This is a genomic window from Massilistercora timonensis, assembly GCF_048354975.1.
In the GTDB taxonomy this organism is placed as follows: domain Bacteria; phylum Bacillota; class Clostridia; order Lachnospirales; family Lachnospiraceae; genus Massilistercora; species Massilistercora timonensis.
In genome coordinates this window covers 1-14,192 of the sequence record NZ_DBGCJQ010000020.1, presented here as the reverse complement: position 1 = coordinate 14,192, position 14,192 = coordinate 1, and the positions used below count along the sequence as shown (strand labels likewise).

Sequence of the window (14,192 nt, the reverse complement as noted above, 5' to 3'; positions counted from 1 at the left end):
CTTTTTTATTGCATGAATTGTTGGATCACATGGAGGACACCGTCCTCATCGTTGGATCTGGTCACATAATCCGCCCGCTCCTTTACCAGGGGCTGGGCGTTGGCCATGGCCACGCCTAAGCCTGCCGTTTCGATCATGGTGAGATCATTATAGCCGTCCCCGCAGCAGATCATCTGATCTGCGGTCAGGCCGATACTGGTGAGAAGGCGAAGGAGCGAGTGGGCCTTATCGATCCTGGGGGGCATGATCTCCAGGAAGAAAGGATCCGAACAATAGATAGAGAGATAGGAACGGAAATATTCGGTCACTTCCTTTTTCGCTGCCTGGATCAGGTCCGGCTCTCCGGTGACCAGGAATTTATTGGGCTGGTCCGGGATCTGGGCGGTGAAATCGTCCGCCTGGATAATAGGCATATGGTTGATGAAAGATTCCAGCTGACTGTACTGGTTGGGGTAAAAGGCGGAAAGCAGGTTGCGCTCCAGGTAGGCCAGGATGTCAAGGCCGGGATAGTTCCCGATGATCCGGGTGAGCGGTTCTGCCACTCCGGAGGGCAGGGATCTGTTGTATACCGCCTGTCCGGTCCGGCAGTCGATGATGCGTCCTCCGTTGAAGGACAGCACATAGCCGCCGTATTCTTCCAGATGGAGCTGTCTGGCCAGAGGAAGCACTCCCTGGGTGGGGCGTCCGCTTGCCAGGACCACTTTCTTTCCCTTTTGCTGTATTTCGATCAGCGCCTCCAGTGTGGGGGCGCTGATCTCTTTCTTGGAATTGGTCAGTGTGCCGTCAAGATCCAGCGCAAGAATCTGATAATCCATTTTGAGGTTCCTTTTCTGTCTTTTCGCGTTTTAACGTTCTTTCAAAGCCTCGATGACAACAGGAAGCTTCATGTACTTGGAAGCCTTCACAAGAACATTGTCGCCGTTCTTGATCAGGTCGTCCATGGCGGCAAGGAAATCTTCCTTGGTGGCGAACCACAGTCCTTTGGTGGAGGTCCCGGCGTCGTTCACGCCGCGGATCAGGGATTCTGACATGGGGCCGATGCCGCAGACAAGATCGATGCCTTTTCCCGCAGCATAGGCGCCTACCTGGTAATGAAGGTCCAGTTCATTTTCACCCAACTCTCCCATATCTCCAAGGACTGCCACCTTGCGGCCTTCTGACAGGGCCAGTACGTCCAGGGCGGCATTGGTGGAAACCGGGTTGGCGTTGTAGCAGTCGTCCAGAATGGTCAGGGAATCCGTCTGGATCAGATGGTTCCGTCCGGGGATGGTGGTGTAGTTTTCAATCCCCGCTTTGATCTCTTCCGGGGTAAGTCCCAGGGTGTAGCCTACCGCCGCGCCTGCCAGGGCGTTGGATACCATGTGGGATCCTGCCACCGGGATCACACAGGTAAATTCATCCCCGGAGGGCAGGCAGATGGTACACTGAGTGCCCTTAAGTCCCAGAGGCTTAATATGGTCAGCGCGGAACTGGCTGTTTTCTCCCAGGCCGAAGAAGACGGGAGTGCTGCCTTTTACCGGGCCCATCTGGGAGAGAAGATCGTCGTCCCCGTTTAAGATGATGGTCCCGCCGTTTTTCATATCCTGGATCATAGAGGATTTCTCCTGCAGGATCCCCTCCCGGGTCTTGAAGAATTCCAGGTGGGCTACGCCAATGTTGGTGATGACGCAGATATCAGGGGTGGCCACTGCAGAGAGCCGGCGCATCTCGCCAAAATGGTTGACGCCAAGTTCCAGGACGGCTACCTCATGGGTCTCGTTCATCTGGAAGATGCTTAAGGGAAGTCCCCATTCATTGTTGAAGTTGCCCAGAGTCTTGTGCACGCGGTATTTCTGGGCGACTACGGAGGCGATCATCTCTTTTGTGCTGGTCTTGCCCACGCTTCCGGTGATGCCCACAACCTTTACGTCAAAGGAGTCCCGGTAGAGCTTGGCGATGTCCAGAAGAGCCTGGCCGGTGGATTCTACCAGGATATAGGGATAATCCGTATCGCCCAGATCCTCGTGGGAAACCACGCACAGCGCGCCCTTTTCAATGGTGTCGGGGATGAATTTGTGAGCGTTTACATTTTCACCGTCGATGGCCACAAAAAGATTCCCCTTCTCTACCTTCCGGCTGTCGATCACTACATCGGTGACCTCCTGGGAGAGCAGGGCCTCTGGCCCGTGGTAAGTTCCTTTACAGGTGTTGGTGATGTTTTCCAAAGTCAGGTTTTTCAATGTTACTTTCTCCTTTCGCGTTTATTTGCGATAGCGTATGTTGATAGATTCTTCGATGATCTGTTCGCACAGTTCTCCGTAGGAGAGGCCGGCAGTCCTGGCGGCCAGGGGGAGGAGGCTTTGAGGCGTCATCCCGGGCAGGCCGTTCATCTCCAGGCAGTAGAACCTGCCGTCGGTCTCGTCCACGATAAAATCTGCCCTTCCGTAGACGTCCATACGGAGTACCTGGAAGGCTTTTTCCCCGGCCCGACGCATTTTCTTCTGTGTCTTTTCATCCAGGGAGATGGGAGGGCACAGCTCGGTAGCTCCCCCTGCCTGATATTTGTTTTCGTAATTGAAGATCCCGTCCCGGGGGATGATCTCTACCAGGGGAAGGGCTTTGCCCGCAAGGATGCCGCAGGCGTATTCCCGCCCTCTGATATAGGGTTCGATCACCACCTCGTCCTGATGGTCTTCCTCAAAGGAGCGGCGGACCGCTTCCTTATATTCCTCTTCAGTGTGGACGATGTACACGCCGATGCTGGATCCGCTGGAACAGGGTTTGACCACCAGAGGCAGATAGTAGCCCAGCTCTTCAAGAGGGGTGTCTTTGGTCTCGGGGACCAGAGAGGTTCCCCTGGGAGTGGGGACCCGGGACATCTTGAAGATCTGCTTGGCGGCCAGCTTGTTCATGGCAAGAGAACAGCCAAGAGAATTGGGGCCGGTATAGCGGATCCCCAGGACATCAAAGGTGGCCTGCAGTTTGCCGTTCTCCCCCACAGAGCCGTGGAGTCCCATGAAGGTGATATCCGCCATGCGGCACAGCTGGATCACGTTGGGGCCCAGATAACAGTCGGACTGATCCGGACGGGAGAGGCGCAGAGCTTCAAGGTCGGGCGTGGTGGTCTTGATGCCTTCCGCGATCTTAAGACCGCCGTCGGGAAGGTCGAAGACCTTCTCCAGATCTTCCGGGTTACATGGGTAGCCAAAGAATACATCCAGAAGGAAGGCGCGGTGCCCCCGCTCTCTTAAGGTCCGGCAGATGCCCGCTCCGGAGATCAGGGATACGTCCCGCTCCGGGCTTAAGCCTCCGGCCAATACAATAATTTTCATAATAAAATAGTCTCCTCGATTATTCGGAATCTGTCATCTCATCCAGGAGTGCTTTCTTTACGTCATAGAGGGACTGGGAGAGGTCCACATGTACTTCGTGGGGGTAGAAGAGCCGCTTGGTCTCATCCCACAGGGTGTCCTTCTCCTGCCGGCAGTATTCGGCGATCTCTTTCACAGAAGGAGACTGGTAGACGCATTCGCCGTTGCGGAAGACAGGAACAAGGATCTCCCGCATGGTGTAGGAGCCTCCCGGCAGCTTTGTCTTCTTCCAGGTCTCGATTGGGTCGAAGAGAAGAAGGTCTTTGTCTGTGTCGTAGGTTTCTCCCACAAAGCAGATCAGGTCAGCCTTGATCTTGCCTGTTGCTTTATCATAGATCCGATAGATTGTCTTGTTTCCAGGATTGGTGATCTTTTCTGTATTTTCTGAGATCTTGATCTTGGGGATGAAGTTGCCGTCCTTGTCCATGGTGGCGGCCAGCTTGTACACTCCGCCGAAAGAAGGACAGTCCTTGGAGGTAATAAGGTTGGTCCCCACACCCCAGGAGTCGATCTTCGCGCCCTGAAGTCCAAGATCGTGGAGCAGGTACTCGTCCAGGTCGTTGGAGGCAACGATGGTTGCGTCCGGGAATCCGGCGGCGTCCAGCATCTTGCGGGCCTCTTTGGAAAGGTAGGCAAGGTCTCCGCTGTCCAGGCGGATGCCGTATTTCTTCAGCACATGTCCTTCCTTTTTACACTCCTGGAACACCCGGATGGCGTTTGGCACGCCGGACTTGAGGGTGTCATAGGTGTCTACCAGAAGGGTGCAGTTGTCCGGGTACATATCCGCATAGGTCTTGAACGCGGTGTACTCGTCCTCAAAACTCATGATCCAGCTGTGGGCGTGGGTGCCCATCACGGGAACATCGAAGAGCTGGCCGGCCAGCACGTTGGAAGTTCCCACACAGCCGCCGATCATGGCGGCTCTTGCCCCGTAGAGGCCGGCGTCCGGTCCCTGGGCGCGCCGCAGGCCAAATTCCATGATCCCGCTTCCGTTTGCCGCGAAGACGATCCGGGAAGTCTTGGTGGCGATCAGAGACTGGTGGTTGATGATGTTGAGGATGGCCGTCTCCACCAGCTGGGCTTCCATGATGGGGGCGATCACCTTCAGGAGGGGCTCCTTGGGGAAGACCACCGTGCCCTCCGGGATGGCATAGATATCGCCGCTGAAATGGAATCCGCTGAGATAATGGAGGAATTCTTCGCTGAAGATCCCCAGCCCTCTGAGATAATCCACATCCTCGTAGGTAAAGTTCAGATTCTTGATGTAACTGATGACCTGGTCCAGTCCGGCACATATGGAATATCCGTTGTTGCACGGGTTCTGCCGGAAGAAGACGTCAAAGACGACGGTCTCATTCTGGGACTGCTTATAATAGTATCCCTGCATCATGGTCAGTTCATACAGGTCGGTCAACAGTGTCAGATCTTGTGTGTTCATTTTTTTAAATCTCCTTTGTCATTTTGACTCTGGTATCCTGTCCATTATACCATTCTAATATGGAAAAGGGAAGGAAAAAAGCCGGAATCAGGCACTTACAGCAAGGCCTGATTCCGGTTGATGGTTTCCTGTATAATGTTCTGGCAGTAAGGGGCAAGCCTTCTGCGGGCGTCTTTGTCAAGGTCGCCGGGGTAGATGGGATCCCCGTATTCCAGGATCACATGGGTCTTACGGACCTTGGGAAGATGGCTCTCAAAGATGGAGATGGTGTTGTTCATGCTGATGGGGACAATGGGGCAGTTTGTCTTTTCCGCGATCTTAAAGGAACCGCTGTGGAAGGGCAGGAGACTTAACTCCTCGCCGGTATTGCGGGTGCCTTCCGGGAAAATGCAGATAGAGATCCCGTTTTTGATATAGTCGATGGCCTGCAGGATGGTCTTTAAGCCCTCCTTGGGGTTCTCCCGGTCCAGGAAAAGGCAGTAGAGGCGCTTCATCCAGTCCCGCAGAAGGGGATAGCGCAGCATCTCCTTTTTGGCGATATAGCCGGTCAGCCGTTTACACCTGGAATAAGTAAGAAGAATATCAAAATAGCTTCTGTGATTGCCGATAAACAATACAGGTTCGTCCGGAATCTTCTCTTCCCCGATCACGGTGATCCTGGTGCCGGCAATAAAGAGCATGAACCGGAAGGTGGCCTGGACCAGCCTGAGACACTGGTAATCCCGCGCCTTTGGGTTGAAATGCCCAAGGACGGCCTCAAAAAGAAGCACCGGGATCCCCAGAAGGAGATACAGAAAAAGGACCAGGACGATCAGTAGAAATCTTATCATAATGGTAAACCTCTCATTTGTATTCTGATCTTTTGTCAGATCACAGAGTATTATACAACAAAACTGGAATTTTTCCTAGTAGAGTTGTGTACACTTGTAGAGAGTAGATGCAGAAAAACCGGGGAGTGTGGTCCATGAGATGTTTTCGGAAATGTGCACGGGCTCTTCCTGTGCTTATTCTTCTGGTTCTGTGCGCCTGTTCCCTGCGGTTTGACGACGAGGAGAAACTGCGGGATGTCCCGTATACCATAGTGGAGGACGGGGAGATCCCGCAAGAGCTGCAGGAGCGGATGGAGGAAGAAAAGCAGGAAGCTTTCCGCCTTACGTACGCGGATGAAGGGTGGCTTTATCTGGCCAGAGGATATGGGGAGAAGAAGACGGGGGGCTACCGGGTAGAGGTGACAGCCTGTTACGAATCCACCAATGCGGTGTGTCTGCGGACCAGGCTTCTGGGGCCTTCCAGGACGGAAGAGATCCCGGAAGGGGCTGCGTGGCCCCGGGTGGTGGTGAGGATGGAATACTGTGACAAAAATGTCTTGTTTTATTAAGTGGGAAGGAGAGAGACGGATGGAGTATGAGAAGCAGGCGTTTCAGATGTACCGTCAGGGTAAGACGGTGCTGGATCAGTTTTATATGGATGAGGATTACAATGTGCCGGACGCAAAAAGTGACGTGAAACGGGTAATCTTAAGCGAAGGATCCGTTCGTGTTGAAGAGTTGAAACTGGCGGAAAGCTATGTGCAGGTAAGAGGAAATCTGAAGTTTGCGATTCTTTACGCGGCGGATGAAGAGACCGGCGGCCTTTCATCCATGGAGGGGACGCTGCCCTTTGAAGAGATGGTGTATATGGAGGAGGCGCCTTTGGAGGATCTGTTCCTTCTGGGCGCGCAGACGGAATTGACGGTGACGGCGGTGAATTCCCGGAAACTGAATATCCACGCCGTGATCGAGCTTCAGGTGTGCTCGGAAGGCCGGGAGGAGATCGAGCTGACGAAAGATGTGGAAGGCGGGGAGCCTTTGTACAAAAGGTATCAGAAACAGCAGATCCTGAAGCTGTTTACTGTCCGCAGGGACACCTGCCGGATCCGCGAGGAAGTGGGGATCGGCAGCATGAGGGAAAGCATCGGGGAGTTGGTCTGGACGGACCTTGGGAGCAGGAAACTGGATACCAGGGTGGGAACGGATGAGATCCTGCTGCAGGGAGAGCTGCTTCTCTTCTGTTTCTATGAGTCCCCGGAGGGGAAAACGGACTGGATCGAGCAGGTTATTCCCTATGAGGGGCGGATCGAGTGCCCCGGAGCGCTGGATTCCATGTATCATCAGATCTATCCGGAGTTAAAAGACGTCCGGGTAGAAGCCCGTATGGATGAGGACGGCGAGATGCGCCTCCTGGGAGTAGAGGCGGTGATGGAAGTAAGAGTCATCCTGTATGAAGAAGAAGAGACAGAAATCCTTCATGATCTTTATTCCCTGGGACAGAACTGCCGGATAGAGAGGAGACAGACGGCGCTGTGCCGGCTTCTCATGCAGAATCATTCCAAGTGCAAGGTGGCAGAACACCTGTCCCTGCCCGAGATTAAGGAGGATATCCTGCAGATCTGCCACAGCAGCGGGCGGATCCAGCTGGAGAGCATCCGGCCGGAGCCGGAGGGACTTTCGGTGGAAGGGGTCCTCCATGTGTCCTTCCTGTATGTGAAGGCGGATGATATGCTGCCCTTTAATGTATGGCAGGGGATGGTGCCCTTCTCCTACCTTCTGGAGTGCGGCGGGATCCGCCAGGATACGGACAGCCATCTTACCTTCGGGGTAGAGCAGCTGGCGGTGGGGCTTCTGGGGAACGGGGAAGTAGAAGTAAAGGCAGTGCTTGCCTTCAACAGTTTCCTTGAAGAATCTCTTTCTGTGGAGAATATCCAGGAGGTGGAGATGGAAGAGGCCGATCCCCTGGAGCTTTCAAACCGTCCGGGCCTGGTGGGCTGTGTGATCCGGGAAGGCGATGATCTGTGGGGGCTGGCCAAGCGGTATCATGCCACGGTGGAAGGGATCCGCAGGCTGAACGGCCTGGAGGAGGACACCCCGGTGAAGCCGGGAGAAAAACTATTGATTTTTAAGGAGAATATGAGTATACTATAAGAACATTGTATACAAGATACATAGTGAAAACAAAACACAAAAAAGACAAGGGGACAAAGCGATGGAGAAAATGGAGCTGAGAGCGCTGGGGAAGATCAACCTGGGGCTGGACGTACTGGGCAGGCGAGAGAACGGCTATCACGATGTTCGGATGGTGATGCAGACTGTGTATCTCTATGATCTGATCACTCTGAAGAAAAAGGAAGAACCGGGGATCGAGCTTACTACGAATCTGTCTTTTCTTCCGGTAAATGAAAACAATCTGGCCTATCGGGCGGCAAAGCTTCTGATGGATGAATTCGGTCTTCCCGGCGGGCTTTTGATCCGGCTGGAGAAGCATATCCCGGTGGCTGCCGGAATGGCGGGCGGAAGCTCCAATGCGGCGGCGGTCCTCTACGGGATGAACCGGCTGTTTTCTCTGGGCCTGACGGAAAAGGAACTGATGGAGCGGGGAGTGACGCTGGGAGCGGATGTGCCCTACTGTATCTTAAGGGGCACGGTGCTGGCGGAAGGCATCGGGGAGATCCTGACGCCGCTGCCGCCTATGCCCCGTTGTCAGATCCTTCTGGCGAAGCCGCCGGTGAACGTATCCACGAGGATGGTCTACGAGAAGCTGGATGCCTGCCAGATCGTCAACCACCCGGATATCGACGGGCTGATCCGGGGACTGCAGGATCAGGATCTGGGGAAGGTGGCCTCTTCTATGGGAAATGTACTGGAGGAGGTAACGATAGGGGAATACCCGGTGATCGACGAGATCAAACGGATCATGAGAGAAAGCGGAGCCCTGAACGCTATGATGAGCGGCAGCGGGCCCACTGTATTTGGCATCTATGCCGACCGGGCAAAGGCCCGGGCGGCAGCCGCCAGGATAAGGGAACAGAAGCTTGCGAAGCAGGTGTATGTGACAAACGTACATAATGTGAAGAGGAGATAGATAAAGGATGGAAGCCAATTTTAATGTGAGCATGAACGAGTACCTTCCCTTAAGAGACGTGGTATTCAATACTCTGCGTCAGGCGATCCTGAGAGGAGAGCTGAAACCCGGGGAGAGGCTGATGGAGATCCAGCTTGCCAACAAGCTGGGAGTGAGCCGCACGCCGGTGCGGGAGGCGATCCGCAAGCTGGAGCTGGAGGGACTGGTGCTGATGATCCCCCGGAAGGGCGCGGAGGTGGCGGACATCTCAGAGAAAAGTCTGAAAGACGTGCTGGAAGTGCGGGAGGCCCTGGAGGAACTGGCGGCCAGGCTTGCCTGTGACAAGATCACCAAAGAGGGGATCAACAGGCTGAAGGAAGCGGCCCAGGATTTCCGCAGCGCCCTCAAGAGCAATGATATCACCCAGATGGCGGAGGCGGACGTGCGGTTCCACGATGTGATCTGCAACGCAACAGAGAACCAGAAGCTGGGACAACTTCTCAACAATCTGCGGGAGCAGATGTACCGTTACAGGATCGAATATCTGAAAGACCAGCATGTCTATGAGAAGCTTCTGTCCGAGCATGAAGAGATCATCCGGCATATCGAGAAGGGCGAGAAGGACGAGGCGGCCAGAGTGGTGTCCCGTCATATTGAAAATCAGGCCCAGGCGGTGGCGGATGTGATCCGTACCAAAAAGAATTAGAAAAGCGGTATAAACACGGGAAAATATGTACAGACTTCAGACAACAGACATGAAGGAGGTACATAGACGTGAAGAAGAGGCACAGATGGATCTTAATGCTGCTTGCTTTGTGCAGCGCGGCGCTTCTGACCGGCTCTGTGGCAGCGCGGCGGGAACTGGCGGTGGAGGCCCGTGTGGATGCCCTCCAGGAAGACCTGGCGGGGGAGGTGTTCCGCTTCCATGTGATCGCCAACAGTGACAGCGATCAGGACCAGGCCTTGAAATATCAGGTAAGAGACCGGGTTATTGCTTATATGCGCCGGTCTCTGGGAGAAAAGGATGTCTCCCTGGAGGAGACAAAAGCGTGGGCCGGGGAACATCTTGGGGAGATCGAGGAAGTGGCCCGGAAGGCATTAAAAGAGGCGGGCAGTTCCGACAGGGTAAAGGCCCGGGTTGCCCGGGTGTATTTCCCGGACAAGCGTTACGGGGAGATCTGGTTCCCCCAGGGGTATTATGAAGCCCTGCAGATCCGGCTTGGCAAGGCGGGAGGACAGAACTGGTGGTGCGTCCTCTATCCCAATCTCTGCTTTACCGGTTCGGTGTGCGGCGTGGTGACAGAGGAAGGCCGGCAGGATCTGGAGGAGGCGCTTACGGCGGAAGAATACCAGATGGTGACCGCGGCCTCGGACTTTAAGATAAAAACATTTTTCTTTGGAGATTTATTAGGAGAAGTACCATGACAGAATTTTTGGTAAGACATTTTGTGAAAGATCATGAAGAGACGGAAAAGGTGTCCGTCCGTACGGCCTATGGTGTGCTGGCCAGTATGGTGGGCATCTTTTGCAACGTCTTTTTATTTGTGGTAAAGTGGCTGATCGGGTTTTTCCTGCAGAGTATCTCGGTCATGGCGGACGCCTTCAACAATCTTTCCGACGCGGGAGGATCGGTGATCGGCCTTGTGGGGGTGAAGATGGCGGAGAAGCCTGCGGACAAGGATCATCCCTTCGGCCATGGGAGGATCGAGTACATAGCGGCCCTGGTGGTGTCCTTTCTGGTGCTGGAAGTGGGATTTACCTTCTTCAAAGACGCTGTGGGCAAGATCCGGGAGCCGGAGGCCATGCGGTTTCAGCTGGTATCGGTGATCATCCTGACGCTGTCTGTGGGAGTGAAGCTGTGGCTGGCCTTCTTCAACCGGAAGCTGGGGAAGCGGATCGACTCCAAGGTGATGTTGGCCACTGCCACGGACGCCATCGGCGACGTGATCACCACGGCAGCCACCATCGCTTCCGTGCTGTTCTGGCGGATCACAGGATGGAACATCGACGGGTTTGTGGGGCTTGGCGTTTCCCTGGTCATCATGTGGGCCGGCATCGGGATCGCCAGAGACACCCTGGAGCCTCTGATCGGGAAACCGGTGTCCCGGGAGGAATATGAGCGGATCACCCGGTTTGTGGAAGGATACCCGGGGATCGTGGGGAGCCACGACCTGATCGTCCACAATTACGGGCCGGGCAGGAGCATGGCGTCCATCCATGCGGAAGTGCCCAACGATGTGGATATAGAGGAGTCCCATGAGATCATCGACCGGATCGAGCGGGAGGCTATAAAGAAGCTGGGGATCTTCCTGGTGATCCACATGGACCCCATTGAGACGAAAGACGCCCAGGTGCTGGCGATACGGAAACAGGTGACAGAGATCCTGGATGCGGTGGACCAGAAGGTGAGCATCCATGATTTCCGCATGGTGGATGGAAAAGAACAGATCAACCTGATCTTCGATATGGTAGTGCCTTATGAGTACGATGACCAGAAGGAAGAAGAACTGCGCCGGACGGTGGAGAAGCTTCTCCACATCGCCGACCCAAGATATCAGTGCGTGATCACGGTAGAAAGGAGTTACATAGATGGAGGCAAGAGATAACGAGTATTCATTTCAAAGCAGGGTAAGGTTCAGCGAGATCGACCATACGGAGAGGATCACCCTTCCGGGGATCATCAATTATTTCCAGGACTGCAGTACCTTCCAGTCAGAGAGCCTGGGGCTGGGAGTGGATTATTTTGCACGGCACGGGAAGGCCTGGGTTCTGTCAGCCTGGCAGGTGGAAGTGGACCGGTATCCCAGGCTGGGGGAAGAGATCGGGATCCATACCTGGGCTACCGGGTTTAAAGGGGTCATCGGGGACCGGAACTTCTGTATGACGGATGAAGAAGGGAAGATCCTGGCCTGTGCCAACTCCATCTGGTCCTATATGGATATGAAGAAAGGCCGTCCTGTGCGGCCCCTTGCGGATGAGGTAGAAGCCTACGGAACCGGCAGGCCGCTGGACATGGAGTATGCGGACCGGAAGATCGCGCTGCCGGAAGGATTCGTGGAATGTCCTTCCTTCCCGGTGCGTAAATACCATATCGACACCAATGAGCACGTCAATAACTGCCAGTATGTGCAGATGGCGCTGGAAGCGCTGGAAGAGGAACCAGTGGTTGCAAGACTGCGGGTGGAATACAAGAAGTCAGCGGTGTGCGGGGATATCATTGTGCCCCATGTGGCCCGGGAAGAGGATCGGACAGTAGTGTCCCTGCAGGACCGGGAGGAAACTCCCTTCGCGGTAGTGGAATTCCGGGAGAAGAAATAAGAACGTAGAAACAGACAAGAGGAGAACGAGATGAGATTAGAGGAATATCTGGGGAAAAAGCGGACACTGATGGTGGTCAAGAAGGTGGAGTTCGGCGTGTATCTTGGCACCAGCGAAGATAAAGTACTCCTTCCGGCAAGACAGGTGCCCAGGGGCGTGGAAGTGGGGGATCCGGTGGAGGTCTTCCTGTACCGGGATTCAGACGACCGTCTGATCGCCACCACCCAGGAGCCAAAGATCCTTCTGGGAGAGATCCGCAAGCTTACGGTGGCGGATACCGGCCGGGTGGGAGCGTTCCTGGACTGGGGGCTTCCCAAGGATCTGCTGCTTCCCTTCCGGGAGCAGACGAAGAAGGTGGAGAAGGGAGAAGAGATCCTGGCGGCTCTTTATATAGACAAGTCAGGAAGACTGTGCGCCACCATGAAGCTTTATGACCGGCTGCGCCAGGATTCTCCCTACAAGAAGGACGATGTGGTCCGGGGAACCATCTATGAGACCAGCGGAAATTTCGGGGTGTTCGTGGCGGTGGACGACTGTTACAGCGCGCTGATCCCAAAGCGGGAGGCCTACGGGGATCTTAAGGTGGGTCAGGAGATCGAGGCCAGGGTGAGCCGGGTCCATGAGGACGGTAAGCTGGACTTGAGCGTCCGCAAGAAAGCATTTCTCCAGATGGACGAGGACGCGCAGAAGATCCTGGAGAAGATGGAGGAGCTGGGCGGCGCCCTTCCTTTTACAGACAAAGCGGCGCCGGAACAGATCAAGGAGGAGCTGGGCCTTAGTAAAAATGCCTTCAAAAGAGCGGTGGGACGCCTTCTCAAGGAACAGAAGATACAAATTACCGAAAAGGCTATTGAATTCCTGGAAAAATAAGTTATAATTAAGGGCGTAAACACAGAAACCGAAAGGAGATCAAAATGAAAGTACAGAATATTACCGATATTGATAAGTTCTTTAAAGTAGTAGATTCCTGCAAGGGAAAGGTAGAGCTGGTAACAGGAGAAGGCGACAGACTGAACCTGAAGTCCAAGCTGTCCCAGTACGTTTCCATGGCGAATATCTTCTCCAACGGCGAGATCCCGGAGCTGGAGATCGTGGCTCACGAGCCGGAAGATATCAACAGACTGGTTGAATTTATGATCAACGGCTAGGATTTACAGGATATAAGGAACAAAGACCAGGAACTCTCTGCCAGGGATATGGCAGAGAGTTTTGTTTCAGATAAAGGAGATGCCATGAGTTTCGCACATCTGCATGTCCATACGGAGTACAGTCTCCTGGACGGATCCAACAAAATCAAAGAATGTATCGCCAGAGTGAAAGAGCTGGGGATGGACAGTGTGGCCATCACCGATCACGGCGTTATGTACGGGGTGATCGACTTCTACCGGGCGGCGAAGGCTGCGGGGATCCGGCCCATCCTGGGCTGTGAGGTCTATGTGGCGCCGGGATCCCGGTTTGACAAAGAGACCGGAGGAGACCGGGAGGAGCGGTATTATCATCTGGTGCTGCTGGCGGAGAATGATCTTGGCTATCACAACCTGATGAAGATCGTATCCCGGGGCTTCACGGAAGGATATTATTACCGGCCCCGTGTAGACCGGGAGATCCTGGAGCAGTACCATGAAGGGATCATCGCTTTGAGCGCCTGCCTGGCGGGGGAAGTGCAGCGCAATATCCTGCGGGGGATGTACGAGGAAGGCAAGGCGGCGGCTCTTCGCTATCAGAAGATCTTCGGGGAGGGGAATTTCTTCCTGGAGCTGCAGGACCACGGGATCCCGGAACAGAAGCTGGTGAACCAGGGCCTGGTGCGGATGGCAAAAGAGACAGGTATCGAACTGGTGGCCACCAACGATGTCCATTACACCTATGCGGAAGATGAGAAACCCCATGATATCCTTCTGTGCATCCAGACCGGAAAGAAGATTGAAGACGAGGACCGGATGCGCTATGAAGGCGGGCAGTATTATATCAAGTCCGAGGAAGAGATGCGGGAGCTCTTCCCGTATGCTCCCCAGGCGCTGGAGAATACGGAGCGGATCGCCCGCAGATGTAATGTGGAGATTGAATTTGGAGTGACCAAGCTGCCCAAATTCGATGTGCCCGAGGGGTATACCTCCTGGGAATATCTGAACAAACTGTGCCGGGAAGGATTTGAGCGCCGGTATCCGGACGCGGGGGAAGATCTTAGAGAGCGGCTGGAATATGAGCTC

The 14,192-nt window shown here is 54.6% G+C and carries 15 protein-coding genes; 10 read left to right on the top strand and 5 right to left on the bottom strand.

Annotated elements, in window-relative coordinates; translation table 11 throughout:
- Window positions 1-5 precede the first annotated feature (5 nt).
- The 5 genes from ACML7B_RS01625 to ACML7B_RS01605 all read right to left on the bottom strand — a co-directional run bounded on the left by ACML7B_RS01625 (window position 6) and on the right by ACML7B_RS01605 (window position 5,618).
- Complete coding sequence (locus ACML7B_RS01625; RefSeq protein WP_418539051.1) at window positions 6-815, bottom strand: Cof-type HAD-IIB family hydrolase; 810 nt, start codon at window positions 813-815, stop codon at window positions 6-8.
- A 30-nt stretch (window positions 816-845) separates the two neighbouring features.
- Window positions 846-2,219: a UDP-N-acetylmuramoyl-tripeptide--D-alanyl-D-alanine ligase gene (locus ACML7B_RS01620; protein WP_418539050.1), complete on the bottom strand. Its 1,374-nt coding sequence runs from the start codon at window positions 2,217-2,219 to the stop codon at window positions 846-848.
- 21 nt (window positions 2,220-2,240) lie between these two features.
- On the bottom strand, window positions 2,241-3,311 hold the full coding sequence (locus ACML7B_RS01615) for a D-alanine--D-alanine ligase family protein (RefSeq protein WP_418539049.1): 1,071 nt from the start codon (window positions 3,309-3,311) through the stop codon (window positions 2,241-2,243).
- Between the two features lie 19 nt (window positions 3,312-3,330).
- The gene (locus tag ACML7B_RS01610) at window positions 3,331-4,788 is read right to left on the bottom strand and encodes a nicotinate phosphoribosyltransferase (protein ID WP_346707775.1); all 1,458 of its coding nucleotides are present in this window, start codon (window positions 4,786-4,788) and stop codon (window positions 3,331-3,333) included.
- A gap of 95 nt (window positions 4,789-4,883) precedes the next feature.
- Window positions 4,884-5,618 (bottom strand): lysophospholipid acyltransferase family protein, encoded by a 735-nt coding sequence (locus ACML7B_RS01605; protein ID WP_106788937.1) that lies wholly within the window; start codon window positions 5,616-5,618, stop codon window positions 4,884-4,886.
- 134 nt (window positions 5,619-5,752) lie between these two features.
- On the opposite strand from ACML7B_RS01605, the gene ACML7B_RS01600 reads away from it, so the two are divergent.
- From ACML7B_RS01600 to ACML7B_RS01555, 10 genes are all read left to right on the top strand, one after another.
- On the top strand, window positions 5,753-6,166 hold the full coding sequence (locus tag ACML7B_RS01600; protein ID WP_418539047.1) for a protease complex subunit PrcB family protein: 414 nt from the start codon (window positions 5,753-5,755) through the stop codon (window positions 6,164-6,166).
- Between the two features lie 19 nt (window positions 6,167-6,185).
- On the top strand, window positions 6,186-7,748 hold the full coding sequence (locus ACML7B_RS01595) for a DUF3794 and LysM peptidoglycan-binding domain-containing protein (RefSeq protein ID WP_418539046.1): 1,563 nt from the start codon (window positions 6,186-6,188) through the stop codon (window positions 7,746-7,748).
- Window positions 7,749-7,809: 61 nt separating this feature from the next.
- Complete coding sequence (gene ispE / locus ACML7B_RS01590; RefSeq protein ID WP_346707778.1) at window positions 7,810-8,685, top strand: 4-(cytidine 5'-diphospho)-2-C-methyl-D-erythritol kinase; 876 nt, start codon at window positions 7,810-7,812, stop codon at window positions 8,683-8,685.
- 7 nt (window positions 8,686-8,692) lie between these two features.
- Window positions 8,693-9,370 (top strand): GntR family transcriptional regulator, encoded by a 678-nt coding sequence (locus tag ACML7B_RS01585; RefSeq protein WP_346707779.1) that lies wholly within the window; start codon window positions 8,693-8,695, stop codon window positions 9,368-9,370.
- Window positions 9,371-9,438: 68 nt separating this feature from the next.
- Complete coding sequence (gene spoIIR / locus ACML7B_RS01580) at window positions 9,439-10,089, top strand: stage II sporulation protein R (protein WP_418539045.1); 651 nt, start codon at window positions 9,439-9,441, stop codon at window positions 10,087-10,089.
- The gene (locus tag ACML7B_RS01575; RefSeq protein ID WP_418539044.1) at window positions 10,086-11,270 is read left to right on the top strand and encodes a cation diffusion facilitator family transporter; all 1,185 of its coding nucleotides are present in this window, start codon (window positions 10,086-10,088) and stop codon (window positions 11,268-11,270) included. Before spoIIR ends, ACML7B_RS01575 begins: the two co-directional genes overlap by 4 nt.
- Window positions 11,254-11,982 (top strand): acyl-[acyl-carrier-protein] thioesterase, encoded by a 729-nt coding sequence (locus tag ACML7B_RS01570; RefSeq protein ID WP_418539043.1) that lies wholly within the window; start codon window positions 11,254-11,256, stop codon window positions 11,980-11,982. Before ACML7B_RS01575 ends, ACML7B_RS01570 begins: the two co-directional genes overlap by 17 nt.
- Before the next feature lie 30 nt (window positions 11,983-12,012).
- A complete protein-coding gene (locus ACML7B_RS01565) occupies window positions 12,013-12,852 on the top strand; it encodes a S1 RNA-binding domain-containing protein (protein ID WP_418539042.1) in 840 nt (279 codons plus the stop codon).
- A gap of 44 nt (window positions 12,853-12,896) precedes the next feature.
- On the top strand, window positions 12,897-13,130 hold the full coding sequence (locus ACML7B_RS01560) for a polya polymerase (RefSeq protein ID WP_346707784.1): 234 nt from the start codon (window positions 12,897-12,899) through the stop codon (window positions 13,128-13,130).
- An 84-nt stretch (window positions 13,131-13,214) separates the two neighbouring features.
- Window positions 13,215-14,192: PHP domain-containing protein (locus ACML7B_RS01555; protein ID WP_418539041.1), on the top strand; the 978-nt coding region annotated here is incomplete at its 3' end.

What these genes read in the sequence shown, in the direction of transcription:
- ispE (WP_346707778.1), top strand. Translation starts at nt 7,810, where the DNA reads ATGGAGAAAATGGAGCTGAGAGCGCTGGGGAAGATCAACCTGGGGCTG.
- ACML7B_RS01585 (WP_346707779.1), top strand. Translation starts at nt 8,693, where the DNA reads ATGGAAGCCAATTTTAATGTGAGCATGAACGAGTACCTTCCCTTAAGA.
- ACML7B_RS01565 (WP_418539042.1), top strand. Translation starts at nt 12,013, where the DNA reads ATGAGATTAGAGGAATATCTGGGGAAAAAGCGGACACTGATGGTGGTC.
- ACML7B_RS01570 (WP_418539043.1), top strand. Translation starts at nt 11,254, where the DNA reads ATGGAGGCAAGAGATAACGAGTATTCATTTCAAAGCAGGGTAAGGTTC.
- ACML7B_RS01600 (WP_418539047.1), top strand. Translation starts at nt 5,753, where the DNA reads ATGAGATGTTTTCGGAAATGTGCACGGGCTCTTCCTGTGCTTATTCTT.
- ACML7B_RS01610 (WP_346707775.1), bottom strand. Translation starts at nt 4,788, where the DNA reads ATGAACACACAAGATCTGACACTGTTGACCGACCTGTATGAACTGACC.
- ACML7B_RS01625 (WP_418539051.1), bottom strand. Translation starts at nt 815, where the DNA reads ATGGATTATCAGATTCTTGCGCTGGATCTTGACGGCACACTGACCAAT.
- ACML7B_RS01605 (WP_106788937.1), bottom strand. Translation starts at nt 5,618, where the DNA reads ATGATAAGATTTCTACTGATCGTCCTGGTCCTTTTTCTGTATCTCCTT.
- ACML7B_RS01575 (WP_418539044.1), top strand. Translation starts at nt 10,086, where the DNA reads ATGACAGAATTTTTGGTAAGACATTTTGTGAAAGATCATGAAGAGACG.
- ACML7B_RS01615 (WP_418539049.1), bottom strand. Translation starts at nt 3,311, where the DNA reads ATGAAAATTATTGTATTGGCCGGAGGCTTAAGCCCGGAGCGGGACGTA.
- ACML7B_RS01560 (WP_346707784.1), top strand. Translation starts at nt 12,897, where the DNA reads ATGAAAGTACAGAATATTACCGATATTGATAAGTTCTTTAAAGTAGTA.
- ACML7B_RS01595 (WP_418539046.1), top strand. Translation starts at nt 6,186, where the DNA reads ATGGAGTATGAGAAGCAGGCGTTTCAGATGTACCGTCAGGGTAAGACG.